The sequence below is a fragment of the Vibrio alfacsensis genome (assembly GCF_019670485.1).
GTDB classification, from domain to species: domain Bacteria; phylum Pseudomonadota; class Gammaproteobacteria; order Enterobacterales; family Vibrionaceae; genus Vibrio; species Vibrio alfacsensis.
The window spans coordinates 1119721-1146321 of the sequence record NZ_AP024166.1 but is presented as its reverse complement, the minus strand read 5'-3'; the positions used below and the strand labels follow the sequence as shown (position 1 = coordinate 1146321).

18 protein-coding genes are annotated in these 26601 nt (G+C 45.9%); 9 read left to right on the top strand and 9 right to left on the bottom strand.

Annotated features, from left to right (window positions below; genetic code table 11):
• Nucleotide 1: 1 nt before the first annotated feature.
• The 3 genes from VA249_RS19650 to VA249_RS19640 all read right to left on the bottom strand — a co-directional run bounded on the left by VA249_RS19650 (nucleotide 2) and on the right by VA249_RS19640 (nucleotide 3784).
• The gene (locus VA249_RS19650) at nucleotides 2–1732 is read right to left on the bottom strand and encodes an efflux RND transporter periplasmic adaptor subunit (RefSeq protein WP_221070521.1); all 1731 of its coding nucleotides are present in this window, start codon (nucleotides 1730–1732) and stop codon (nucleotides 2–4) included.
• Nucleotides 1733–1834: 102 nt separating this feature from the next.
• Complete coding sequence (locus VA249_RS19645; RefSeq protein WP_221070520.1) at nucleotides 1835–3241, bottom strand: TolC family protein; 1407 nt, start codon at nucleotides 3239–3241, stop codon at nucleotides 1835–1837.
• Between the two features lie 135 nt (nucleotides 3242–3376).
• Nucleotides 3377–3784: a hypothetical protein gene (locus VA249_RS19640; RefSeq protein WP_221070518.1), complete on the bottom strand. Its 408-nt coding sequence runs from the start codon at nucleotides 3782–3784 to the stop codon at nucleotides 3377–3379.
• 311 nt (nucleotides 3785–4095) lie between these two features.
• On the opposite strand from VA249_RS19640, the gene fdhF reads away from it, so the two are divergent.
• The 3 genes from fdhF to VA249_RS19625 all read left to right on the top strand — a co-directional run bounded on the left by fdhF (nucleotide 4096) and on the right by VA249_RS19625 (nucleotide 11058).
• A complete protein-coding gene (fdhF, locus tag VA249_RS19635; RefSeq protein ID WP_221070515.1) occupies nucleotides 4096–8334 on the top strand; it encodes a formate dehydrogenase subunit alpha in 4239 nt (1412 codons plus the stop codon).
• A gap of 286 nt (nucleotides 8335–8620) precedes the next feature.
• Nucleotides 8621–10465, top strand: coding sequence for an amidohydrolase (locus VA249_RS19630; protein WP_221070513.1), 1845 nt, complete (start codon nucleotides 8621–8623; stop codon nucleotides 10463–10465).
• 221 nt (nucleotides 10466–10686) lie between these two features.
• Nucleotides 10687–11058, top strand: coding sequence for a hypothetical protein (locus VA249_RS19625; protein ID WP_221070511.1), 372 nt, complete (start codon nucleotides 10687–10689; stop codon nucleotides 11056–11058).
• A gap of 382 nt (nucleotides 11059–11440) precedes the next feature.
• Here VA249_RS19625 and guaD read toward each other — a convergent pair whose 3' ends face one another.
• The gene (gene guaD, locus VA249_RS19620; RefSeq protein WP_221070509.1) at nucleotides 11441–12808 is read right to left on the bottom strand and encodes a guanine deaminase; all 1368 of its coding nucleotides are present in this window, start codon (nucleotides 12806–12808) and stop codon (nucleotides 11441–11443) included.
• The gene (locus VA249_RS19615) at nucleotides 12805–14223 is read right to left on the bottom strand and encodes a solute carrier family 23 protein (protein WP_225923944.1); all 1419 of its coding nucleotides are present in this window, start codon (nucleotides 14221–14223) and stop codon (nucleotides 12805–12807) included. Before VA249_RS19615 ends, guaD begins: the two co-directional genes overlap by 4 nt.
• 658 nt (nucleotides 14224–14881) lie before the next feature.
• Here VA249_RS19615 and VA249_RS19610 point away from each other — a divergent pair.
• Nucleotides 14882–15424 (top strand): NAD(P)H-dependent oxidoreductase, encoded by a 543-nt coding sequence (locus VA249_RS19610; protein WP_211916612.1) that lies wholly within the window; start codon nucleotides 14882–14884, stop codon nucleotides 15422–15424.
• 5 nt (nucleotides 15425–15429) lie between these two features.
• Entirely contained in the window at nucleotides 15430–16635 is a 1206-nt protein-coding gene (locus VA249_RS19605) for a NupC/NupG family nucleoside CNT transporter (RefSeq protein ID WP_411912353.1), read from the top strand.
• Nucleotides 16636–16756: 121 nt separating this feature from the next.
• Here VA249_RS19605 and VA249_RS19600 read toward each other — a convergent pair whose 3' ends face one another.
• A complete protein-coding gene (locus tag VA249_RS19600; protein WP_221070500.1) occupies nucleotides 16757–17437 on the bottom strand; it encodes a Crp/Fnr family transcriptional regulator in 681 nt (226 codons plus the stop codon).
• Nucleotides 17438–17668: 231 nt separating this feature from the next.
• Between VA249_RS19600 and VA249_RS19595 the strand changes: the two genes are divergently transcribed.
• Both VA249_RS19595 and VA249_RS19590 read left to right on the top strand, forming a co-directional pair.
• The gene (locus VA249_RS19595; RefSeq protein ID WP_221070498.1) at nucleotides 17669–18400 is read left to right on the top strand and encodes a nucleoside phosphorylase; all 732 of its coding nucleotides are present in this window, start codon (nucleotides 17669–17671) and stop codon (nucleotides 18398–18400) included.
• A 162-nt stretch (nucleotides 18401–18562) separates the two neighbouring features.
• Nucleotides 18563–19081, top strand: coding sequence for an RNA methyltransferase (locus VA249_RS19590; protein ID WP_221070495.1), 519 nt, complete (start codon nucleotides 18563–18565; stop codon nucleotides 19079–19081).
• 24 nt (nucleotides 19082–19105) lie between these two features.
• Here VA249_RS19590 and melR read toward each other — a convergent pair whose 3' ends face one another.
• Complete coding sequence (gene melR / locus VA249_RS19585) at nucleotides 19106–20107, bottom strand: transcriptional regulator MelR (RefSeq protein ID WP_221070494.1); 1002 nt, start codon at nucleotides 20105–20107, stop codon at nucleotides 19106–19108.
• Nucleotides 20108–20401: 294 nt separating this feature from the next.
• Here melR and melA point away from each other — a divergent pair, with 294 nt between their 5' ends.
• Entirely contained in the window at nucleotides 20402–21760 is a 1359-nt protein-coding gene (gene melA / locus VA249_RS19580; protein ID WP_221070492.1) for an alpha-glucosidase/alpha-galactosidase, read from the top strand.
• Between the two features lie 109 nt (nucleotides 21761–21869).
• On the top strand, nucleotides 21870–23285 hold the full coding sequence (gene melB / locus VA249_RS19575) for a melibiose:sodium transporter MelB (RefSeq protein WP_221070490.1): 1416 nt from the start codon (nucleotides 21870–21872) through the stop codon (nucleotides 23283–23285).
• A gap of 98 nt (nucleotides 23286–23383) precedes the next feature.
• On the opposite strand, the gene manA is transcribed toward melB, so the two are convergent.
• Together manA and VA249_RS19565 are read right to left on the bottom strand one after the other, a co-directional pair.
• The gene (manA, locus tag VA249_RS19570; RefSeq protein WP_221070488.1) at nucleotides 23384–24616 is read right to left on the bottom strand and encodes a mannose-6-phosphate isomerase, class I; all 1233 of its coding nucleotides are present in this window, start codon (nucleotides 24614–24616) and stop codon (nucleotides 23384–23386) included.
• Between the two features lie 70 nt (nucleotides 24617–24686).
• Entirely contained in the window at nucleotides 24687–26594 is a 1908-nt protein-coding gene (locus tag VA249_RS19565; protein WP_221070486.1) for a PTS fructose transporter subunit IIABC, read from the bottom strand.
• Between the last annotated feature and the right edge of the window lie 7 nt (nucleotides 26595–26601).

Here is a 26601-nt window from a genome sequence, read left to right as displayed (position 1 = left end):
ATTAACCCTCGACGGCTGTTGTTGCAGGAACTAGCTGTTTAAGAACGTAGTCAGATCCTTGTTTTTCAACTAGAAACCGAACTTTTTGCCCTTCTTCAAAACCCGATAGATCAACGTCTTCACCCACAGAGAAGTTCATCTCGCCAGCATCCCAGTTCCATTCTGCAACCGGTAGGTGGTTTAAGGTGATCATGCCAAAGTCGGCCATTAGCATGGTGATGTCGCCAGTCAGCCAAACTTCTGCGGCAATGACGCTGTTGTCTGCCTTATAGTTGACGATTTGGTACTGACCGGACTCCGTCTTTTGCATCTCAAATTCGATAGCCTGACCTTTTTTCAAGTCACCCATCTCAACGCCATCTGCGAAAGTGAAGTTCATTACCATGCCCGGCCAATCCCATTCAGGTACGGGCTGGTGGTTGATGGTCAGCATACGGTGATCTTTCATCACATCCGTGATCTCACCTTTGGCCCACGCCGTTTCTGCCGTAGGCTCTACGCCGTTGATGCGAGACAGATCCGCCGATTGACTGGATTCAGAGTCGAGCATGAAGTGTGCTGAGGTAACGATCTTATTTCCTTGTTTAAGTCCTTGTAATACTTCAATTTGTTCGCCCGCTTCACGACCAACTTCAATTCGAGCTGAGCGATATTTACCCTCGCCTTCAGCCAGAACGACGCGAGTCATACCTCCTGAACGGATAACAGATGATTTAGGAACCGTTAATACTGCGTCGTCAGTGACAGGCTGAAGGGCAATGTTGGCAAACATGTTTGGCTTCAATGTGCCATCCGGGTTAGGAAATTTAAGACGTACACGCAACGTACGTGTTTTCGGATCGAGAATTGGGTACACGTAATCCACCACGCCTTGCCATTCGTTGCCTGGAATCGCATCAAGGGTCATTGTGGCTTTTGTTTGTGAAGCGTGGCCGGCTTTCATCCAATGTGCTTGACGCTCAAAGACTTCCGCATCAACCCAAACATTGTCCAAAGGACCTGCACTGATCACCGCTTGAGCTGGAGACAAATAGCCACCTTCACGCACGTTTAAGCTCGCGATAACACCATCAGCAGGTGCTTTAATTTCAATGGTTTGCGATGCTTTACCACGACGAGTAATGGATTTGATTTGAGCACGGTCAACACCAAGCGTTACCAAGCGTTCGGTCGCGCCTTTTACAAGACCTTTGCGGCCAGTGCGGTACGCATTCAGCAATTCTTCTTGTGCTTTAACCAGTTCTGGAGAGTAGAGCGTGAACAGCACATCGCCTTTCTTCACTTTCTCACCTACGGCATTGATGTAGAGTTTTTCTACCCAACCCGCCACACGAACGTTGGTTTGCCATAACAGACTTTCATCAAAGGCAATATAACCAACGGTTTCGATACGTGGTGATAACTGCTGTAGTGTCGCGTTTGCAGTTTTAACCCCGAGGTTATTTTCTACGGAAGGGTCAATAGTCACCGTACCGGGCGCATCTTGTTCACCGGATAGGTCTTCTGCGTAAACCGGGATCAAATCCATGCCCATTGGGGATTTACCCGGCTTGTCGCGTTTGTAATTCGGATCCATTGGGGCAACCCAGTAAAGCGGGTCATTAGAGCTTGCAGCAGATTCGCCACCCATCGCACTCATGTCGTGAGCCGATCCCGCAAGAAAATGATTAGCACCAAACCCTAAAGCACCACCAATAATCAGCGCGATGGTTGCAACTTGTAATGTTTTCATTCTTATACCTTATTTTCCCGTTTGCGCATGACGCTACAACGTTGTTGACTGCTCTATATCCGTCACATACCTGTAGCCCCAACGCTTTTGGGGAATCACAAATTAATATGTCGAGATAGAGCGAGCTTCTGGAGAAGCTACTTGATAATCGAAACCACCGAGTAGGGTGGCTAAATTGCTGTTTGCGATGTTGAGATCGGTCAACAGACGTTGTTGCTCTAATTGCAGAGCTAATTCGTCAGTCGTGGCAGAAATCACATCGTTAAACTGCGCTGTATTATTTTGATAACCTCGTTCAACGGCTTGAATGCGCGCTTTCGCTTGAGGCAATAAGGTGGATTGATAACGTTCTAAACGCAGGGTTAAGTTATCGCGATCAACCAGCAAAGTGTTCACCTTGGCATTCATCTGCGTTAGTAAGGTGTCTTTTTGCGATTGTGCCGCGCCAACTTGGTATTGAGCGGCCGCGAGATTGCGATCTTGGCGGTCACCAGTGAACAGTGGAATGTCCATGGTGAGGTAAGCGCTGACCAAATCGGAGGCGGGCTCACCCATCATGTTGTCGGCTTGTCGGTAGGCATACATCACTTCAACGCCAAATTGTGGGTTGTAGGCTTGCTCAGCAATTTCGACCTGAGTTTTATTGGCAGAAATGCTGACGTCGGCCATCTTAACCATCGGGTGTTGGCTGAGTTGCTGATAATGCTTGATGGAACCCTGACTGGCAGCCAGTTTGCTGTTTAGAGTGCTCCAGTTAAGTTGATTGCTTGCGTGCAGAGCCTGCTCGTTCCTTTGCAAATAAGAGTTGAGCCAATCAGAACCTAACCACTCCGATAGCTGAGAGATAAGGCGTTGCTGCATTTGCGCATTGGCTTGCAATTTCTCGTCTAGCTTGCTGACTTGAAGTTGGGCGTTGAGTAGGTCTTGCGCTTCACTCTTACCAATCGAATAGTTGGTTTGAATAAAGCTTTCCATCTCCTTCATCAACTTGCGATTCTCAAGCATGATTTGTTCAGCTTTTTGTTGGTAACCAAGCTCTAACCAAAGTTGAGTCATGCTATTGGCCACCTCAAGCTCACGAGCATGAACTTGAAGCCCAAGGCCATCGGCTTGTTGATTGGCTTTCTTCTGTTGCAAATCGAGCGTGGAGCCACGCTCAAACTGCTGCATTAAACCAACAGAGATGTTGGTCATTGGGTCTTCATCGAACTTGAAGCTGTCGACAGGCAAGCCACCAAAACCGACTTTCAGTTTTGGGTCCATTAAGGTCGCACTCGCGATGCCTGTTTCACGCATGGCAGCAGATTGCGCTGAGTATTGCTTACGATTGCCATCATTACTCAAAGCGATATTGATCAGTTGGGCAAGCTTATTGGTTGAAGCTCGCTCACTTGATGCGGAATGTTGCGCTGCGTGCGTCTCTTTATCTGCGGCGTTAACCAAGGTTGGTGCAGCGACCAGAGCCACCATAAAAATAGGTGCAGCTAAGCGGTATGGTTTGATATCCATAATCTAAATCCAGTGTTCGCCGGATCGATGGAGGTGCGGATTTTATTGCGGGAACAGCAAAGCCTTGTTACCTCATCGTTCAGGCGCATTAAAACAACCTGCGATACACACGCAGGGTCGAATGCTAGGAAGGATTTAGGCTATTGGTGGTCGGTACAGGTCGCGGCTGACGTGTACGACAGGGGAAGCAACTTCAGGAGTAATGGTTGCGCGATAAGCGACAGGCATTGGGCTATTGATAGGAATCGGCAGGGGGATGAAAACTATCGTACATGCGGCGGTGCAACAGGTATGAACCATGCCGGAGCCACCATTGCAGTTCATTTTTGAACTATTTTTATCGGCAGGGGACGGCATGATGTGGTTTTTCATTTCTGGCATGTCGCAATCTTGTTCATCATTCATTGATGGATGGTGATTCATCTGATTGTTCGACATCATTTGCATGTTCATCATTGGGGCGCTATTCACCACACTCGATACTAACAGTACCAGTGATGTGAAAAGGGTTAACCAAATTGTATGCATCGTTTTTAGGCGCACACTTGTTCCCATGGATGATGAAAAATGAAATTAGAACAATTTTAAACGTTACCCTAAGGGGAAGGTCAATATTTAATTTTCTCGGTTGACCATCGAGTAAAGTGAACACGTTTTGCCACTTTGAGAGCAGTTAAACGTTTGTTGAATACTGACTCTGGATACTTCGTGAAAAATTGGATTTGTTTTTATAACACGAAAAAAATGTGGTTTATAAGTTTTGCATCACACCTCCTTGTCTTAGAAATGATTATCCTTATAGAATGCATGGTTTTGTTTGTGCAAATGTGGATTTGCTTTGCTGCGGAGGTTGTATGATAGAGATTGTCATCGATGGAAAATATAGAATAGTAGAAGAGGGATTAACCCTTTTAGAAGCAGCAAAAGTGTGTGGGGTAGAGATCCCATCACTGTGCGGAATGAACAAAAGTAATGAAAAAGTACCGTGTGACTTATGCGTTGTCGAAATCGAAAGCGGCGGTACTAAACGCGCGTGTGAGCTGGAGGTTTATCGCGGCCTGAATGTGGTTACGCAATCAGAACAATTAAGCGAGCACCGCAGAAAAGCACTTAACCGCATCATGACGGACCATTACGCCGATTGTGAAGCGCCATGTAAAACCGCGTGTCCAGCGGGCGTAGACATCCAATCGTACCTTTATCACATCGCACAGAACGATCATCAAAAAGCGATTGAAGTGATTAAGCGTACGCTCCCTATGCCCCTATCGATTGGCCGTGTGTGCCCAGCATTTTGTGAGAGTGAATGTCGCCGCTCGCTAGTCGATGAACCAATCGCAATTCGTCAGCTCAAACGTCACGCCGCAGATGCAGATTTGTCCGCGCATGAAGCTTACGTGCCGGAAAAGAAACCAAGCAAAGGTTTGAACATTGCGGTAGTCGGCAGTGGTCCTGGTGGTCTTACGGCTGGTTACTACCTATCCAACGAAGGCTACGACGTTACCGTATATGAATCCATGCCCAAAGCGGGCGGTTGGTTGCGTTATGGCATTCCAGAATACCGTTTGCCAAAAGACATTCTTGATAAAGAAATCGAACTGATGTGCCGCAACGGTATGCAAGTTCACACCAATCAAAAGCTGGGCGTGGATTTCAAGCTTTCTCAATTGAGCGAAGAATACGACGCAGTATGTTTGGCGGTCGGCGCGTCTCAAGCGGTCGAAATGCATTACACAGGCAGCGATCTTGAAGGTTGCTACTTAGGCGTTGATTACCTAAAAGATTACGTGACAGATCAAAACTACGTCACGGGTCAGAAAGTCGCGGTAATCGGTGGCGGTAACACGGCAATTGACTGTGCGCGTACTGCGCGTCGTGCTGGTGCAGACACTACATTGATTTACCGTCGTACTCGTGACGAAATGCCGGCAGAAGACTATGAGATTGTCGAAGCGGAGCATGAGGGGGTGAAATTCCACTTCTTGACCAACCCTGCAGAAAATCTTGCCGATGAAACCGGACGCGTGAATGCGATTCGTCTAGAGCGCATGGCGTTGGGTGAGCCGGATGCATCTGGTCGTCGAAGCCCTAAACCAACCGGTGAGTTCTTTACCGAAGAGTTCGACACCGTGATTGCGGCAGTCTCGCAAAAGCCAGATCTGAGCTTCCTCGAAGGTGAAGATTTGTCGATTCCACTTACGCGCTGGAACACCTCTGATGCAGATGAAAAGACCATGCACACCGGCACGGGCAACATCTTCAGTATTGGTGATTTCCGCCGTGGTCCGGCAACGGCAGTTGAAGCCGTGGGTGATGGTCGCGTTGCGGCAAAAGCCATTGATCTGTTTTTGAATGGCGATATGGCAGACATGCCAAAGGCGGCGTTCAACTCACGCAAAGAGAAGAAACTCTCGCAAGTCGATCCGCTTCACTTCGAGAACATCCAGAAAGTCGCTCGCTCTATCATGCCTGAACTGACTCCAACACAACGCGAGCAAAGCTTCGCTGAAGTGGAGTTGGGCTTTGATAACGAAGAAGCGATGAAGGAAGCGGCGCGCTGTCTTGAATGTGGCTGTCAGGCAAATACCGATTGTGCGCTGCGTGATTACTCCACCGAATATGAAGCTGAGCAAAGTTTTGACTTTTCTTTGCAGATTAAATCGCATCAAGATTGGTTAGATCTTCGTGCGAAAGACTTGCGTCATAAATACGAAGTTGACCGCAGTTCTGAGTTTATTGAGTTTGATGCTAACCGCTGTATTAGCTGTGGTCAGTGCATCCAAGCGTGTCGCGACAGAGCCGTGCACGGTGTACTGAATTTTGTGTGCGATAAACAAGGTCGTCCGGCATTACGTCCTGACGATCGCCCACATTTTGGAAGTAACAAGAATGGTTTAACTCTGATGGGCGATTCGAACTGCGTGCAATGTGGTGCGTGTGTTCAAGTGTGTCCAACGGGCGCGATGGTCGATAGTCGTGACCGTTCGCAAGGTCGTACTGAAGCTCTGAAAGCGGTCGACACTATTTGTACATACTGTGGTGTGGGTTGTAAGTTGACCATGTTCGTGGACGAGACAACCAATACGATTCGTTACGTGAAAGGCGGTGACTCGCCGGTGAACCAAGGCATGCTGTGTGTGAAAGGTCGCTTTGGTTTTGACTTCATTGGCAGTGAAGAGCGTCTTACCACGCCATTGATTCGTAAAGACGGTTGGTTGCAGCCTGCAAGTTGGGAAGAGGCGATTCAACTCGTCGCGCGCAAGTTCTCTGGCATCAAGCAAGATTTTGGCAGCAACGCATTGGCGGGCTTCTCTTCAGCGAAAACCACCAATGAAGACAACTACGCATTCCAAAAATTTGTCCGCCGTGAACTGGGCACCAATAACGTCGATCACTGTGCGCGCTTGTGTCACGCATCGAGTGTAACGGGTCTTGAGGCGTCACTGGGTAGTGGTGCAATGACCAATGACATTCCAAGCATTAAGCACTCTGATGTGATCTTTATTATTGGCTCAGATACCACCTCTGCACACCCGATCATCGCTTCACACATCAAGCAGGCGATTCGTCACCACGGCGCACGTTTGATTGTGGCTGACCCGAAACGTGTCGATATGGCAGATCATGCAGAGCTTTACATGGCGCACCGTCCGGGTACGGATGTGATGTTCCTAAACGGTGTCATGCAGCAGATCATCAAGAACGGTTGGTACGATCAAGAGTATATCGAAGAGCGTGTCGACGGCTTTGATACCTTGCTGCAAGAAGTGATGTCGCCAGCCTACAACCTCGATAAAGTGGAACTGGTCACAGGCGTTAAAGCCGAAGATATTCAAGCAATGGCGCGCATGATCGGTACGGCAGATCGTACGGCGGTGTACTACTCGATGGGTATCACTCAGCACACAACAGGTCACGATAACGTACGCTCGATCGCTAACCTGCAATTGCTGTGTGGCAACATCGGTATTGAAGGTGGTGGTATTAACCCGCTGCGTGGTCAATCAAACGTGCAAGGCGCGTGCGATATGGGGGCTTTACCAAATTGCTACCCGGGCTATCAAAAGGTGTACAACCCTATTGTGCGTCAGAAGTTCGCGATTGAATGGAATGCGCCAAATCTGCCGTCTGAGCATGGGTTAACGTTGACTGAAATTATCGATGCCGCTTGCCATCGTGACGTTCGCGGTCTTTACATCATGGGGGAAAACCCAGTGTTGAGTGATCCGAACCAAGCACACGTCATTGAAGGTTTGGAAACGCTCGATTTCTTGGTGGTTCAAGACATCTTCTTAACCGAAACTGCGCAATACGCGGATGTGGTTCTGCCTTCATGCTCTTTTGCTGAGAAAGCGGGTCACTTCACTAACACAGAACGACGTGTTCAGCGTGTGAACCCTGTGGTTAGCGCACCAGGTGAAGCGAAAGAAGATTGGTGGATTATCCAAGAGATCGCCAATGCCATGGGCAGTGATTGGGACTACCATTGCGTGTCTGATATCACTAACGAAATCGCACGAGTGACACCTCAATACGCAGGCCTTCGTTGGGAGGCGATCACGCCAAATGGCGTGCAATGGCCGAGCAACAAGAACAACCCTGCGGGTACTCGTATCATGCACCAAACCCAGTTTACTCGTGGTAAAGGGCAAATGGTGGGGGTACCGTTCCGTTATGCGGCTGAGCTGCCAGATGAAGAGTTCCCGCTTGTGTTAACGACGGGTCGTGTACTTGAACAGTTCCACACAGGAACCATGACGCGCAAAACCAAAGGGTTGGATAACTTAGCTGGCCCTCGTGCGATGGTGAGTGTGGAAGACGCCGAGGCGCTAGGCATCAGTAATGGTCAGCGCCTTAAAGTGTCAACACGTCGTGGTAGCATCGAAATTGATGCGTTTGTGACTAAGCGTATTCAAAAAGGGGTGGTGTTTATACCATTCCACTTTGTTGAATCGCCAGTCAACCGTTTAACCACCACCGCTACGGATCCGCATGCAAAGATCCCTGAGTTCAAAGTCGCTGCGGTGAAATTGGAAGTGCTTTCAGCGGTGGAAACGAATGGTTTTGTAGCGGACTGTTTGCCCGTTAATTAGGCTGGCTGTTAATGTGATTCTTGCGCATAACATGGCGTTCTCGTATTTTGCTTAGTGCTTAGTGCTTAGTGCTTAGTGCTTAGTGCTTAGTGCTTAGTGCTTAGTATTAAAGGCTAAAGGCGAAAATCTTATTTAGGTTTTCGCCTTTTTTTATGTTTCATAGTTAAGACTGTGAGATAAATCCGCCCGTCTCTGACAAAAGCGATCTTTACTTTATTGAATATGCCTACAGGAACATAGGCATGTTTTTCATGTAATTCAAAAATATAATCAAACAGGTAAAGAAATGAATCCATTTAAACGAACGTTATTGGCAGGAGCTGTGCTTGGCTTAGTTGGAACTATCACAGCGTGTGGTCCTGCAGAAGAGGCGGCATCCACGCAAGCAGAAGTGAAAGCAGAACAGAGTCAATCTGGCTCAGTATCACAGGAAAGTGCTGCGACAGAATCATCGAAAGCGATCGAGCAAGCCGCGAGTGGAGAAACAATCTACCTTGCCAATACCATTATTACCATGGATGAAAATCAACCTCGCGTCGAAGCGGTGGTCGCCGATGATGATGGCACTATTGTTTTTGTCGGAAAAGAGAACCAAGCGCTTAAGCAGTTCCCAAGTGCAGAAAAGGTCGATTTACAAGATAAGGTGATCATGCCCGGCTTTATTGAGCAACATCTTCATCCAATTCTTGGCGCGCTTACGCTCAGCATGCCCGTCATTGCGCCAGAAGAGTGGCAACTTCCTGGACGTACATGGCCAGCGGTTAATGGTCATGAAGCCTATATTCAAGCGCTCACTGCTATAGAAAAAGAGATGCAAGACCCAAATGAGGTGCTTTGGACGTGGGGTTACAACAACTTCTTTCATGGAGAGTTAACGCGAGCAGATTTGGATAAAATATCTAAAACACGTCCGATTGGTGTGTGGCACCGTTCTGCTCATGAGTTCTTTGTGAACTCTGCGTTTATCGATAAATTTGGCCTCAACCAATCCGACATTGATAAATTGGGTAAAGATGTAGCGGCACAATCGGATTTGGAAAATGGTCATTTTTGGGAAGGTGGGGCAATTATTTATTTGTCACCGAGGATCTATAGCGATCTCGTTAGTGAGCAGCGATTACGCTTTGGCTTGGAACAGATGGTAGAAATGTTGCACGAAAAGGGAGTGACCGCCTATAACGAACCTGGCGCATTTGTGCCTGAAACGATGGTTGGCTTGTACCAAGAAATTTTGGGCTCAGATGAGACGCCAATGTACTCATTTTTTACGCCGGAAAGTAAAACACCATACTTTGCAAAAGGTAAAGAGGGGGTCGTCCAAGCCGTTGAAGACATTACTAAGACATTTCCGGATGAGGGTAAGCTTCGCTTCTTCAAGAAGCAAGTTAAGCTACTGTTTGACGGCGCGATCATTTCGCAATTGATGATGATGAAAGACGGTTACTTGGATGGTCATCATGGCGAGTGGATTCAAACGCCACAAGAAGTGGAAGAAATCACCAAATTGTTCTGGGAAAGAGATTATCAAATTCTAGTGCATGTCAACGGTGATGAGGGTGTTGAGCAACTGATTGAAATCCTCACACGTCGCCAAGCAGAATATCCACGCGAAGATCATCGTTTTACCATTGTTCATTTTGCCAACTCTACGGATAAGCAAGTGAAACAACTTAAAGAGCTTGGCGCGATTATCAGTGTTAACCCATATTATGTTACCGGTTTTGGCGAACGCTTCGGAGAGGTAGGTTTAGGCGAGGAGCGCGCACATGCCATGGTACGTTTGGCTACGATAGAGAAAGAAAACATTCCAGTATCATTGCATTCAGATATGCCAATGGCGCCAGCCGATCCACTATTTTTAGCTTGGAGTGCTGCGACCCGTCAGACCAACTCTGGCAAAGTTTTGCGTGAGGATCTTGCGTTATCTCGAGAGGCAGCACTTAAAGGTATCACCATTGAGGCGGCGTACTCTTGGGGGATGGAAGACACGTTAGGCAGTATTGAAGTGGGTAAAATTGCGAACTTTACGGTTTTAGAACAAGACCCTTATCAAGTTGATATCAACAAACTCAAAGATATTCCAATTTATGCGACGGTGTTTGAAAGTAAGCTCTTTCCTATCGATCAGTAGTGGCATCAAAAGCACTGATTAAATTTAGGTGAGATCAAGCGGCGGATTGTCATGGAATTGACGGACGCTGACCGTCGCTTGTTATTTGTGTTAACTCTATAACCTAAACTTCACTACTTTGATGCCATTGATGGTCTTTGAGCGATTTTCTTTGATAAAGCATTAAAGCGTTAAAGCATTAAAGCAGAGCAATACATTCATAACGATAAGAGGCGACTTGCATGACAAGAACTACCTCAGCAGTGTTAATCCTTATTTTAATCAGTGCCTATTTTTCCTATAACCACTTTTATGTTTATCCACATAAGCTCGAAACTCAGGCTGAATCTATGTTGATTCAAATGGCGAACCGAGAAGAGTGGCTTAATGTGCCAGAAATGATGGTCTTGGTTGAGGCGCACAAGGCTCATTTGGAACTGAACGCGGACATAAAGTCGACCGACGGGCAACGAGCTTATAGCGAGGGCTATATTACGTTTAGTAATCGTGGGCGTAATGTGTGTAAAGAAGTGATATTTAATTTCCAAATCAACTCATTACGCAATTATCGAATCTCTGACTTGCACGACTGCTCGTTAGGTGAATATTACTAGGTTTGCAGACCTTAAAACTCAACGATTCAAACTGGATTGTGAGTCCGCAGTAGGTACTCAATCAAGAACGCCTCCCATTTTGGAGGCGTTTTGCTATCGAGTAGTCACTTAATCAAGTGATTTTTTAAAGCGTAGAAACGCCACCACTAAACCGAACAACCATTACATAATTCAATTTCACGCAGTAAGTTTGGTGACATTGTCACGTTTCGGGCTTAAGAGGTTTAGGAATCGTGTTTTGAATATAACGCGCACCTTAACACCTTGAGGTTACCTATCTATTCGGTTCTTTACTGTGATTTAGACAGCTTCGTATAAAAAAGCTCGATGCATAACATCGAGCTTACGAAATAGAGTATGGAAAGATGATAGGATAAATAAGTTACACGACTTGTTTACCTTGCACCCAAACACGTTTGATGTTTTCTTTCTGCGCCAAACAGATGATTTTTTCAAGAATGTCTTTTGGTGTGTCAAAGTCTGGCCATATACGTAGGTTACCAACGTCTTTATTGGCTTCTAGGACAATGGCATCAAAGTGAAAATGCTTAGCAAATACCCCTGTTTTCGAATCCAATACTTGTGCTCCACCAGTGGTCGCCATCCAAAATGCCTCAACGAAGCTAACTCGTGAACCCGCCGTACCACGGTCACTTGCACTTAATTTTACATCCACACCTTCTTCGCGCACACGAGAGTGGCTGACTGCATCAAAAGCCGCACGGAAAATTGATGGCGATGGTGCTCCCGCGATATCGCTTCCTAGTCCAATTTGAACGCCGTAATCAAGCAATTCACGAGTCTGCATGGCGGCATTAGCAAAAAACATATTTGATAATGGGCAATGACCAATACCTGCGTTGTAGCGCTTGATCATCTCGACGTCTTTCTCCGTTAGGAAGATCGAATGTGCAAGAACGGTTTTGTTATTGAGAAGTCCAGCATCGGCATAGATTTCAATGTCTGTTTTACCGAATTGGGCTTGGCTATAGTCTCTCGCCCAGTCGCTTTCAGAGCAGTGCGTTTGCATGTGTAAATCGTATTTTTGTACCAGTTCACCTAACTTGTTCAGCATGGTTGGTGTACAAGACGGTACAAAACGAGGGGTGATGACAGGTGATACAAGACCAGAATCGTTGCCTTTCAAACGGAACACATTGTTGACGAACAATTCGGTTTCATAGAGCGCTTGTTCAATACTGGCTTCACGGTAGTAGTCTGGACACTGTTCTGCGTTGTCCATGTTCACTTTGCCCACAAACGCACGTTGACCAACGTCTAAACAGGTCTGTGCAAGTAACTCGGTTGGCTCACGATGGATGGACGCAAAATACACCGCACTGGTGGTGCCATTTGCTAATAGCGTCTTAGTCACATCGCTATAAACGTCTTTCGCAAAGTCTAAATCGATGTAGCGGTTTTCTAACGGAAAGGTGTAGTTTTGTAGCCAATCATACAGTGGTAAATCTAATCCTTTTCCAGCTTGAGGCCATTGTGGTGCATGACAATGCAAGTCAACCAGTCCAGGTAATAGATATTGGCCTTTTGTCAGCTCAGTAAGTTTACCTGCCAGTTTTAACTCGTCGCGCGCGAGGGCGTATTCGGCATCGCACGGTTGGTAAGTTGCTGAAATATTGCCATTATGATCAATTAGGATCAGTGCATCTGATAAGTACTCAAACTCCCCTTTGATTGGGCAGTGAAACATATCCCCTTGAAGCGCAAATTGAATAGCGTTGGTTGCGATCATGATTGCATTGCCTTTTCTTGGTTTGGTTGTCCGTTCTGTTGACCAGTTTCTACGCTGTTTGACGTTGCATTATTTAGCTCAGTATTGTTTAACGTTGTATTGTCATTGGCCTGTGACACGTTTTGAGGTGCTTTATCCATAGGCAGAATAAAGTTCAAGACAACCGCTGCTAGGGCGCCAATTGCGATGCCTGAGTTAACGAGATACCCCACTAGTTCTGGTAATCCGTACACGAGCTCTCTTGGCATCAGAACCGCGCCAAGTGACAGCATAATAGGAAGACCAACAACCAACATATTACGCTCTGAAAGCTGAATGTGCTGGATAACACGGAAGCCGTTCATGGCAATGACCACACAGATAACCGTAAAGATGCCAGAGATAACCGCATGTGGAATGGAAGCAATGATGCTAGTCAATTTTGGCATTAAACCAAGTAAAAGCAGGATAAAACCACCGGCAATAATTGCACGACGTGATGCAACACCTGTTACCGCGATGATGCCTGCATTGGTTGAGTAACCAGTAACAGGGCTGCCACCAAGTAAGGAACAGATAAAATGCCCCGCTGCTTCGCCAGTAGCCCCTCGGTTTAAACGCTCGTCTTCCAGTTTTACACCCGTCACTGCGCTTACCGCACACCAAGTTCCCGTGGTTTCGACGAGCACAATCACAGAGATGAATAGCATGGTGAGAATTGCCACAGGGTCGAACACAAGTTCACCGAATGGTAAGAGGCTTGGTAATTGAACCCATGCCGCTTGTGCTACCGAAGAGAAGTCTGTCATGCCATAAAAAGAAGCGGCAATCGTGCCCAGAACGATAGCACCCAAAACAGACGTTAAGCGTAACCAGTGCAGTTTATGACACATGCAGCCCAGCAGAATAAAACTACATAATGAAACAATACTGACGAGCGCAATCACAATGTTTTGGCTTGCATTTTCACTGCTATAAATCCCATTAAAAGCAATCGGCAATAGAGAGATACCAACCACAATAATAACCGTGCCACCCACGATTGGCGGTACGAATTTCTTCACGACTTTGCTGAATAAGTTAAGCGGCTTACCCAAGAGAGCAACAAACAATGCGACCGGAATAAGCGCACCATAAACGGCACCCATTCCCATCGTTTTACCGATGGCGGCGATGGCACCAATCGGAATGTAGGAAGGGCCTTGCATTACTGGCAGTTTTAACATGAAGCGAGATTGGAATATGGTCGCTAGGCCTGCAACAACAAATGTCATTTGGATAAGAGAAGAAGTATCCGCGACCGTTAAAGACAGCAAACTCGCCAGTATAATCGGCACGATATACAGGTCCATTGCGAGAACGTGTTGAGCGCCCAAAGAGAGCGAGCGAGGGATTGAAATCGGTTCATCAATGTTGTGTGTTTGGTTTGTATTCATTAGACAATCAGCAAATAGTCTTGCCGCTATTGGGTTGGAATAGCGGTTTTTAGGTTGCAAAAAGCCTGCGCTGATTTTCAGGGAATCAGTGCATAGCAAACGTTAACTTGTCGAAATTGATGACGAAATAGCCGTTGTAGAATAACGGTGTTTTGTCATCGAGTAGAAAGTGCGGGAATTCTACATTAACAACTACGAAAAGCAAACGTTTGCTTTTGCGGTTTTTCTGTTTGCCTTTTTGATATGCAAGTGAATTAATTTGCTGATTTATATTGGTTAATTTAGCGGGCAGAGTCTTTGGCTTGTGTTCAATAAAAACTTTCTATGCTTTTGACAATAAATTCTGTGTCTAATTGGTTATTCATTCAAAGTGATTTGTGTGGGAGAATCCCGCGCCCTGGTGACCCAGAGCAGGTAAACAGTCCAATTGCACCATTCGTGTGAGTGGAATTTTTAAACTTTTGACCTGACACCAAACAAGAGGGACTTTTGTCCTCTCGTTCTGATTGAGTCAACGTTATGCTTGGCTCAAATTCTTAATAAACAAAAGAGATGTGCTTTTCTTTTCTGTCTTCCCTTAACGGAAAGTTCGCTTTCGGAACAGGGGATGGTGAAATGTAAGAAAGAGGTAAAAGCGCAATCGATAAAGGTTAATACCATGAACGTACTTGTTATCAATGGTCATCCAAACTTGGATAAATCTTTTGCTAATGCGGAGATCCTTCGTCTGCTTGGACAACACACGGATTGGCAAATTACCCATGCGGCAGATTTTACCAACGATATTAAAGCAGAGCAGGCGCGGCTCCTAAAAGCAGACGTCGTTGTTGTGCAGTTCCCTCTTTACTGGAGTACTTTTCCATCGGTCATGAAAGAATGGATCGATCAAGTCTTCACTTACGGTTTCGCTTTTGGTCCCGACGGTAGTCAATTAAAAGGCAAAAAGTTGCTGTTTTCAATTACAGCGGGAGCGACGGCTGAGTCTTACTCAGAAACAGGCTTCAACTTTATGCCTTTAGAAAACTACCAACGCTCTTTTGAGCACGCTTTTAAAGCGGCAGAGATGGATATTCTCGATACGATTGTCACGTTCGAGATGAATGCCATTCCTGAAGAGGGTGGGGATGTAGAAAAGACCATTAAATTGGCTCATGAGCACACTGTAAAAGTCATTATTGCTGTAAACGATAACATCGGATAATCATTATGTTTCAATCTTTAATTGGTATCGCCGTTCTTCTTGGCGTTGGCTTCCTATGCTCTGAAAACAGAAGCAAAATTAGCTGGCGTGCAGTTGCAGGTGCGTTTGGCATTATTCTTATTGTCGCAGGTTTCGTGTTGGCGACCGATATCGGTGCTGACGTTCTGCTCGCGATTTCTAACGGTGTAGGTAAAGTCTTTAGCTACGGTACTGAGGGTATTAAGTTTGCTTTCGGTAGCCTGGTAAACTTTAGTGTAGATGGCATTGGATTTATCTGGGCATTGCAAGTTTTGCCACAAATCATCTTTACCGCGTCACTGACGTCATTGCTGTACTACTTGGGTATCATGCAATGGTTTGTGCGCATTATCGGTGGCGGTTTGCAGCGCGTATTGGGCACCTCTCGTGCGGAATCAATGAACGCAGCGGGCAACATTGTTTTGGGTCAGACAGAAGCGCCTTTACTTGTTAAGCCATACCACCGAGTACTTACTCGTGCACAAATCTTTGCCATTATGGTGGGTGGTTTGTCTTCGATCGCAGGTTCAATTCTAGCGGGTCTTGCTGGCATGGGGGTGGATCTAAACTACCTTATCATGGCGTGTTTCATGTCAGCGCCTGCTGGATTGATGTTTGCAAAACTGATCATTCCAGAAACGGAAGAGACTATCGACGAAGTGCCAGAACTTCCAGATAACGAAAAACCAACGAGCTTTATTGATGCAGTTGCGAAAGGTGCTATTGCTGGTACTTCTATTGCGGCTATCGTGGGCGCGGTTATCATTTCATGTATTGGTTTGATGGCGATGCTTAATGGTGCTCTTGGCGCTATTGGCGGCTATTTTGGCTTTGAGGGTATCACGGTAGACGTGATTTTAGGCTTCTTCTTTGCACCTGTTGCATGGCTAATTGGTGTGCCTTGGAATGAAGCGATGAATGCAGGTGCGTTCCTAGGCCAGAAAATTGCGCTAAACGAGTTTGTGGCTTTTGCGAGCATGGGTGCAGTTGAACTAAGCGATCGCACTACGGCGATCATGACGATTGCGCTATGTGGCTTTGCGAACATTGGTTCTGTAGCGATGGTGTGTGGTGCTCTAAGTAGCATGATCCCTGAACGCGCTGGAGTGATCGGTAAACTCGGTATGAAAGTACTGCTTGCGGCAACATTAGCGAACCTAATGAACGCTGCTATCGTAGGCCTGTTCGTTTAATTAAAAGGTTAGACAAGACGGCTCTAGTCTAATCCTGATAATAAAAACGCCACCTTGCTTTTGCTGGTGGCGTTTTGCTTTTAAGTGGCTTTGGTAGCCTTAGCCCTTAGCCCTTACTTTGTTATTCGTAAGTATCAAGAAATAGCTTGAGCGCTTGCTCATCGACGATTTCTAATCCCAGTTCTCCTTTTCGGATCAGATCTTTTTCCATCAATGTTTTCACTGCGCGGCGGTAAACTCGGCCAGACGTTCCAAAACGTTCCGCTTCTTGGTTTACCTTGTCGAACCCACTGAGCGAGGGGGTAGCTTGCTGCCTCTCCAATAGATCATACGCAATGTTATACGCGATTGGATGTAACAAGCGGTTGGTATAAATATCTAAAGAGTCTTGATAATCATCCGCTAATGCAGAAGCAAAGAAAAACAGCATTTCAGGCTGAGCGTGAAGCAACTCCGTAAGCTTTTTAATGCAAATGATGTCAACTTGCATATGTTCATCTGCCACCACACTCCATTGGCAAGGTGTTTCTGTGAAATACTCCATCTCACCAAAAATATGATCATCACAGTTGGCTTCACCTAACTGAAAGCGTCGACCATTGGCGGCCAAAATACTCATCGAAACCCGTCCGGCAGGCACCACATAAATGTAATCTAAAGGTTCCCCTTGCTTTAGGATCGCATCACCTGAATTGAAGTAGCGGCTGCCTATTTGGCATTGATAAATGAATGCCCGAAAGTCCGCTGCCTTTTGGGCCAATAAGGTGCTGAAGCGACCTTTCGGATACGGTTTGATTCTCATAGTGTTCTCGAATGAATGAAACGGTGATTTTTCTTTATGTCACGGTTTATGGGAGGTCAAAGGACAAATGTCCTCTCGTTTTAGTCTGAGTCCCATTAAGATTGGCGTAGTTTAAACACATTGCTGACGGACTTCGAACTTTCTTGAACGAAATTGGATACCTATTTATGCGTTCAATATTTGAGAAAGAACCCAAGTCTATGAAAAAAATAAGAATTAGAGGATTATCCCATGCTTAAACAGCCTCATATTGGTGTTGATGAAACGCAAGTCGCACCCCTTGTGATTGTTTGTGGTGAACCTGATCGAGCAAATCGTATTGCGACCCTATTAGATAGCGCAGAGATGGTTTCAGAAAACCGTGAATACCGTTTATTTTCTGGACAATACAAAGGGGTACCCGTATCAGTGTGTAGTACAGGTATTGGTGCTCCATCCATGATCATTGCAGTAGAAGAGCTTAAACAATGTGGCGTCACTCATATTGTTCGTGTGGGATCGGCTGGGGCCATGCAAAGTGGCATCCAACTTGGCGATCTCATTGTTGCTGAGGGGGCAGTGCGTGATGAGGGGGGCTCGAAAGCGTATGTGGAAGCCTCTTACCCTGCGTATGCGAGTTTTTCATTATTGAAATCATTGGAGCATTTCTTATCTGGTCAAGCAACGCCGTATTATTTTGGTGTTGTTCGCTCTCACGATAGTTTCTACACAGATGATGAAGATAGCATCTGTGAATATTGGAATAAGAAAGGCATTCTTGGTGCGGATATGGAAACGTCAGCCCTTTTTGCTGTTGGACGTTTACGTGGCCTGAACGTTGCCGCTATTTTGAATAATGTGGTGCTTTACCAACAAGATGTAAAAGAGGGTGTCGATCAATACGTCAATGAAGCCGAAGTGATGATGCAGGGTGAAAAGACTGCGTCGTTAGCGGCACTTGAAGCGCTAATTAACGTCGATTAAGTCGGTTTTTATCTGTATAACAACGCCACAATCGATTGGTTACACGGTTTTTGGCGTTGATGCTCCCTCTTTGGCTTGTTTTTTATCTAGCGATGTTGTGCACTCTCGACTAGAATTCCCCGCTTCGCTTCCACTCCAACCTAAACAAGTAGAACACAAGCAATGACAACACAGTCAACGGTGATTATTGGCCTGCACAATCCTAAAAATCCAACCAATGTTGGGGCAGTAATGCGTGCAGCAGGCTGTTATGACGCAACACAAGTACGTTACAACGGTACGCGTTATAATCGTGCGGCAAAATTTCAAACAGACACTAAGAATATGCATGAACGCATTGGTTTGGTTGAGATGGATGATCTTACTGCTGAGCTTGAAAGTGATGTAGAAATTGTGTGCGTTGAACTGGCGGTGGGTGCTACGGCACTTCCTCACTTTTCCCATCCAAAGAAAGCGGTGTATGTGTTTGGTCCTGAAGATGGATCCTTACCGCAAGAGGTTGTCGATAAAGCGCACCATGTGGTTTATGTTCCGACAACCGGATGCATGAACCTTGCTGCGACGGTAAATGTGGTTTTGTATGATCGTTTAGCAAAAACGTTAGATGCTATTGATGATCACCAACAAGTCATTGCAAATCGTGACAATAAAAACCGCCTTAAAGTGAAAACTTGCGCTTAAACGCTGCATCCAGCGTCATCGAAATCATTTCATAGCAGCCAGAGGATGTTTTCCATCACTGGCTCCTGCCACCTTACATTCATATTCATCGTTATTGGACTTTGAACGCGCCATCTCTGCTCGTGCGAGCTTGCGATACTTTTGGGGAGAAACCCCAACATACCGTTGAAACGTATCGTAAAAACGGCTATTCGAGTTAAAGCCCACCGTTAGCGAAATGTCTAGTGTGCTTTTGTCTGTATCCGACAGTAGCGCTCTTGCATGGTTAATACGCATCGTTGTTACATACTGTTTGATAGTCATTTGCATCACGCGTTGAAAAATTTCCGATGCGTAGTTCTGATTAAGCGTGACTTGCTCGGCGACTTGCTTGACGGTGAGCTGGGAGTCGTAATTTCGCGCGATGAACTCTAGCATCTGGCTGACGTACTGTTGAGCGTGTTTTGATACGCCTGCTTGATGAGCTGTCTTGATTTGACCGACGTTGATCTTCTCCCACCCGACTAATCCTAATCGTTTGAGCATCATGCTTATCTCATCGGTAGCAAGCTGTTGGACATTAGAGGCTGGATGAACAAGTTCAGCACACCATCGCTTGAGCTCAAACTCACAGACTAAATCCCGATGATCCGATTGTAAGACCAGACCATGGGTAATTTGATTCACCATCTCTTTATTTAATGGCCATGTAAGAAACAGATGAATTGGGATATTTAGAATACCCATATTATGCGCTTGGTTTGGGTTGAGTAACCGATGAGGTACCGTCGCCCAAAATAGGCCAACATGTCCCGCTTTAATCGTAACAAGCTCGCCATTGATAACGTAATCCACGTCATCACCAAAGGGAATATTGATTTCTACCTGCCCATGCCAATGGTTACTCGACATCGCATGAGGCGCTCTCAGTTCGGCATCGACTTGCTGAGATTGCGAATAAAGGGATAGGGGACTGACGCATTGCGTTGCATCGCCATAATGATCAAGCGTGGCGAGTGTATAGCTGCTGTTTTCTGCTCTGGTCACGATGATCTCCTTTTAGACGGCATGTACATCAACCTAACAAAGTAGGAATTGCAGTAATGATAGCTGGTGCATGATTTCCAAAAATTCATCGCTTAATTAGTGCAGAAATGTGCATTGGAGCAAACAGTCGTTGGGATTCCTATAAAGGCGTGAATTATTCCCATTTTCTCAGATCAATGATGTTAGGTGTTTATATCTGTGAAAATGGGATTTTTACTCGCAGATATGGGACGCAAAAACCGTTGTACAAATGACATTCTGTATTCAACAAATCGCAAAGCAAAGGATACAGAAATGAATTCGCCAAAAATTACCTTTATCGGTGCAGGGTCCACCATCTTTGTAAAAAATATCCTCGGTGATGTTTTTCACAGAGAAGCACTAAAAGATGCACATATTGCCTTGATGGATATTGATGAAGTGCGTTTAGAAGAATCACACTTTGTGATCTCAAAATTGATGGAGAGCGCAGGCGCAACAGGACAAATTACCTGTCATTTAGATCAGAAAGAAGCACTCGAAAATGCAGACTTTGTTGTGGTGGCATTTCAAATTGGTGGATATGAACCTTGTACTGTCATCGATTTTGATGTGTGTAAACGTTATGGGTTAGAGCAAACCATCGCGGATACGTTAGGCGTGGGTGGAATCATGCGTTCTTTGCGTACTATTCCTCATCTTTGGAAGTTGTGTGAAGACATGACGGAAGTGTGTCCAGAAGCAACCATGCTGAACTACGTGAACCCAATGGCCATGAATACGTGGGCGATGTATGAAAAATTCCCGCATATTAAACAGGTGGGGTTGTGCCACTCGGTACAAGGTACCGCTGAGGAGTTGGCTCGAGATCTCGACATTGATTACGCAGATTTGCGTTATACCTGCGCGGGCATCAACCATATGGCTTACTACCTCACACTAGAAAAAAGGGACGAGCAAGGCGGATATCACAGTATCTATCCCGATTTATTGGCGGCGTATGAGGCCGGCTCTGTACCTAAGCCAAATATTCATGGTAATCCTCGTTGTGAAAACATTGTTCGCTATGAAATGTTTAAGAAGCTTGGCTATTTCGTCACAGAATCTTCGGAACATTTCGCCGAATATACGCCTTACTTCATTAAACCGAATCGTCCCGACTTGATTGAGCGTTATAAAGTGCCGTTGGATGAATACCCAAAACGTTGTGTAGAACAAATTGCGAACTGGAAGAAAGATCTTGAGGCTTTCAAACAAGCCGACAAGATCGAGATAAAAGAATCTCATGAGTATGCCAGTACGATCATGAATTCTATTTGGACAGGCACACCAAGTGTTATTTATGGCAACGTGAAAAACGAGGGCGTCATTACTAACTTGCCTCAAGACTGTTGTGTCGAGGTCGCATGTTTAGTTGACAGAAATGGTATTCAGCCAACCAAAGTCGGGGCAATTCCTAATCATTTAGCCGCGCTTATGCAAACCAATATAAATGTGCAAACACTGCTCACAGAGGCCATTTTGACCGAAAACCGAGAGCGCATTTACCATGCTGCATTGCTCGACCCTCATACAGCAGCAGTACTAGGCATTGAGGAAATTTATGCTCTGGTCGATGAACTGATAGAAGCCCATGGTGATTGGTTACCAACGTGGGTACATCAAAATCAGTAAAACAAAATAGCGAATACAAAGAATAACTAAAACAGGGTGTTATATCGCCTTAAGTAACACCCTCCAATAACGAATGAATAAACGCAGCATTACGCTGTAAGGAATGCACATGAGCGTCTCTTTTAAAACCAAGCTCAGTTATGGATTGGGCGCATACGGTAAAGATTTTGCTATCGGCATCGTTTATATGTATCTAATGTACTATTACACAGACGTCGTTGGGATATCGGCGGGTATAGTCGGAACTATTTTCCTCGTGGCTCGAATTTGGGATGCGGTGAATGACCCGATCATGGGGTGGATTGTGAATAACACCCGTTCACGGTGGGGTAAGTTTAAACCGTGGATCTTTATTGGCACGATTGCTAACTCAATAGCGCTTGTGTTGGTATTTAGTGCTCATCATATTGAAGGACCATGGCTGATCCCCTACATTGCGGTCACTTACATTTTATGGGGTATGACTTACACCCTAATGGATATCCCTTTTTGGTCATTGGTGCCGACGTTAACGCTAGATAAGCGCGAACGTGAAGAACTAGTGCCTTTTCCTCGCTTCTTTGCGAGCCTTGCGTGGATTGTAACGGCTGCTGTCGTCATGCCGTTTGTGGATTATGTTGGCGGGGATGACAAAGGTTTTGGCTTCCAAATGTTTACTTGGGTGTTAGTGGCATTCTTTGTAATTTCGACCGCTATTACGCTCACCAATGTGCATGAGCGTTACTCTTCGGCTCAAAGTGATGAACAAGCTAACGAAAGAATGTCGATTAAGCAATTGCTCGGCATGATCTATAAAAATGATCAGTTATCCAGCTTGCTTTGTATGTCACTGTGCTACAACTTAGCGACCAATATCATTACTGGTTTTGCCGTTTACTACTTCACTTATGTTTTGGGCCGAGAGGACTTGTTCCCTTACTACATGGCATACGCGGGTATTGCTAATCTGATTACTTTGGCTATCTTCCCTAAATTGGCTCGATTTGTTTCGCGTCGTGTGCTTTGGGCGGGCGCATCCATCATGCCGCTATTGGGCAGTGTCGTCTTAATGTTTATTGGTATTACCGGTTCTGTTACGGTGCCGCTGATTGTTCTAGCGGGTGTATGTTTGAATATTGGCACGGCATTCTTCTGGGTGCTTCAAGTCATCATGGTTGCTGATACGGTGGATTACGGTGAATGTAAACTAGGAGTGCGTTGTGAAAGTGTGGCTTACTCAGTGCAAACATTGGTGGTGAAAGGGGGCTCTGCCTTTGCAGCATTCTTTATTGGTTTAAGTTTATCCTTAGTCAATTATGTGCCAAATGTTGTGCAATCGGCTGAGACGATTCAAGGTATGCAGTATGTGATGGTCGCGCTACCAAGTATCTTCTTTGCGATTACTCTGTTCATTTACTTTAAGTTCTACAAGTTAAATGGTGAGTTCCAGCAAAAGATCCAAGATCAATTGATGGACAAATACGGTGATAGAACAGAAGAGACCATTCCCGCGGTCACTACACCCATCGCATCAAGCAACGGTTAAACGTTAAATCACGACAGACTTAATAGTCTCTATCACGTTAAAAACAATGCCTCGCAGTTGCGGGGCATTGTTTTATCAAAAAGACTAAGAATCAACGACTAACTGTAAGCGCGAGCAACTCGGCCTTGGCAGTCTAAGGTGTAGCGTTTGCTGTATGCGGGAATAAAAACTGACTGGCCTTTTTCGACGATACAAGTTTCGCCATTTTCGTGAGTGAGCACTAACGTACTGTCTAATGGTAACAAGATCTCAGCAGTGAGAACCTCAAGGTCCCGTTTATCTGATTTCGGAATAATCGCAAATTTAAAATCATCAACAGGGATTGGGTATTCTAACATGCCGTTGTTTACGTTTGGTTCTAGCAACAAACGGTCAAATGGCATTTCATTAAAGCGTGTACATGCCACCAGTTCTTCCACGTCCATGTACTTTGGTGTTAAGCCTGCTCGTAGTACGTTGTCGGAGTTTGCCATGATCTCCAACCCCGTTCCGTGAATGTATGCGTGAGGTGTTTCTGCATCTAAGTACATCGCCTGTCCAGGTTCCAACGTGATCACATTCAGTAGCAGGGGACCAAATAAACCGATGTCATCAGGGTATTGTTTTTCTAGCTCTAAGATCAGATTAAACAAAGGTAGGTCAGTGATCCGCGCTTGCGCGAGAAGTACCGTCAGGGCCATTTCTTTTTGTTCACCCTCAAGAGAGAGTAATCCAGAGAAGAAGTGAGCTAAACCTGTAGGCGTTTGCTCGGCAATAAGATCGTCAACCAAACCTTGCAGTTCCGGAATTGCCATTTCAGAGAAGAAACTGATGATCTCAGAAATTGGGCGAAAGCCATTCATTGCTTTGTATTGCGTCAGTGCGTAAACCAACTCAGGTTTGTGGTTTGGATCTTTGTAGTTACGATTGGCAGCGGTTAGAGGAATGCTGCTTTGCTCCTCTCGTGCAAAACCTGCTTCCGCTTGCTGTTTGTTAGGGTGAACTTGAATAGACAGCGCGTTTTCTGCGGCCAGTATTTTAAATAGGTATGGAAGCTCTCCAAAACGCGTTGCGATTGGTTCACTGAGAATCGCACTCATGTCTTGATTGATTAAGGTAGAGAGTTTGGTTTCCTCTCCGTTTAGCATCACGGTTGAACAACCATTGCAGTGCGCTCCCATCCAAACTTCAGCTTGTGGTTCGCCAGTTGGGTTTTCAATACCAAACAGTTGGTTGACCGAGGTTTTGCTGCCCCATGCGTAATTTTGAATAGCATTGTTCATAAGGTAGAACATTGAGCGAGCAGTATGCGGTTGATGGGTTTCAGTTTCAAATATCGTTAATGCAGACATCTTTGGTCACCATAAAAGAATCATGACTTGGGCTGAATAGCCCAAGTCATGGCAGTTATTGAGAGGAGGATTAAGCGGCCGCTTGGACCATTTTTGCTTTGCGAACTTTTTTCAGCGTGACGCACGTAACGGCAGTGACCGTTGCACCCGTTGCCATACAAAGTAGTGCCAGTACTGGGAAATTCATTGCACCAAGGAGTGCGACCACAGGGCCACCGTGTGCGACGCTATTTGTGATGCCGAATGAGAATGCCATGACGGCAGCGACCATTGAGCCAAGAACGTTGGCAGGGATAACTGACATTGGATCTTGTGCCGCAAACGGGATTGCGCCCTCAGAGATACCAACCAGACCCATTGCACCGGCTGCTTTACCTGCTTCGGTTTCTGAAGCCTCGAACAAATCGAACTTACGACCCAGCGCCGTTGCCAGAGCCATACCTAGAGGTGCAACTGGAATGGCACACGCCATCGCACCCATAAACTGAGTTTGACCGCTTGCAATCATGCCCACAGAGAATAGGAACGCGACTTTGTTGAATGGGCCACCCATATCGAAGCCAGCCATACCGCCGAGTACGATGCCAAGAAGTACAACGTTACCGGTACTCATGCTGGTTAGAAGAGCTGTTAGACCGTCCATTAGGCTTGCGATTGGCGCGCCAATAACGAAGATGAACAGACCTGCGATAAACAACGAACCAGTGATTGGTGCAATCATGATAGGCACCAAAGGTTGGATGAATTTGTGGTAGTTAATCGACGTAATCCACTTCACGAAGTAACCCACAAGCAGACCAGCGATGATGGCACCGATAAAGCCTGTTCCTGCTTCTGCGCCGTAGAACGAGCCGTTGTTTGCAATCCAACCACCAATCAAGCCAGGAGCTAGAGCAGGGCGGTCAGCAATCGCGTAAGCAATGTAACCCGCGAGAATTGGGATCATTAGCGTAAAGGCAACCACACCAACGTTGAGGATCTGGTTCCACATACTGCCGTCTGGAATCGCCATGCCCGCTTCTGTGGGTTGGCCACCAACCGCTAATGCGAGGGCGATCAATAAACCACCCGTCACGACGAATGGGATCATGTGGGATACGCCATTCATCAGGTATCGATACAGATCAGAGCGTGCTTGTGATGCTTTATCTGCCACAGAAGCTTGTGAAGTGCTGTTTGCATCGCCTTGAAATTCTGGTGCAGTTAACGCTTGATTAATCAGTCCTTGCGCATCGCGGATTGGGGCTTTGACGTTGGTTTTTACCACACGTTTTCCCGCAAAGCGGTTCATGTCGACTTGTTTGTCACATGCGACGATGATTGCGTCAGCACGCTCGATTTCTTCTGCGGTTGGGCTGTTTTTCACGCCAATGGAACCGTTGGTTTCGACTTTGATTTGGTAACCCATAGCCGCTGCGCCTTTCTCCAAGGCTTCTGCCGCGAGGTAAGTGTGTGCAACGCCAGCCGGACAACCCGTAACACCAATGATGAAACCTTGGTTTGCTGGTGCATCTGCCACTGGGTTAGGCTCGTCTTTCGCAAGAAGAAGTGCCAGCGCATCTTTGTTGTCTGTGGTGCTTAGGAATGCGTCAATAAAGCCGTCTTCGATCAGCTTTGAAGACAATTCTGCAAGCACTTCAATGTGGTGGTTATCGCCGCCATCAGGGGACGCGATCATGAAGAAAAGTTTTGATGGCAGACCATCTTCTGCACCATATTCGATGCCTGATTTGCTTACACCGATCACAACCGCAGGTTCAATGACGGCAGAACTTTTGGCGTGTGGGATCGCCACACCCTCTTCAAAGCCAGTATTTCCTAGTTCTTCGCGTGCTTTAATATCCGCAAGGAATTGCTCTTGATCAGAAATACGACCTTGAGCGTGAAGAACCGCTACCAATTCTTTAAATACGTCTTCTTTTGATGTTGCTTGAAGATCAAGCTTAATTAAATTTTCGTTTATTAGTTTGGTGATCATTGTAGAA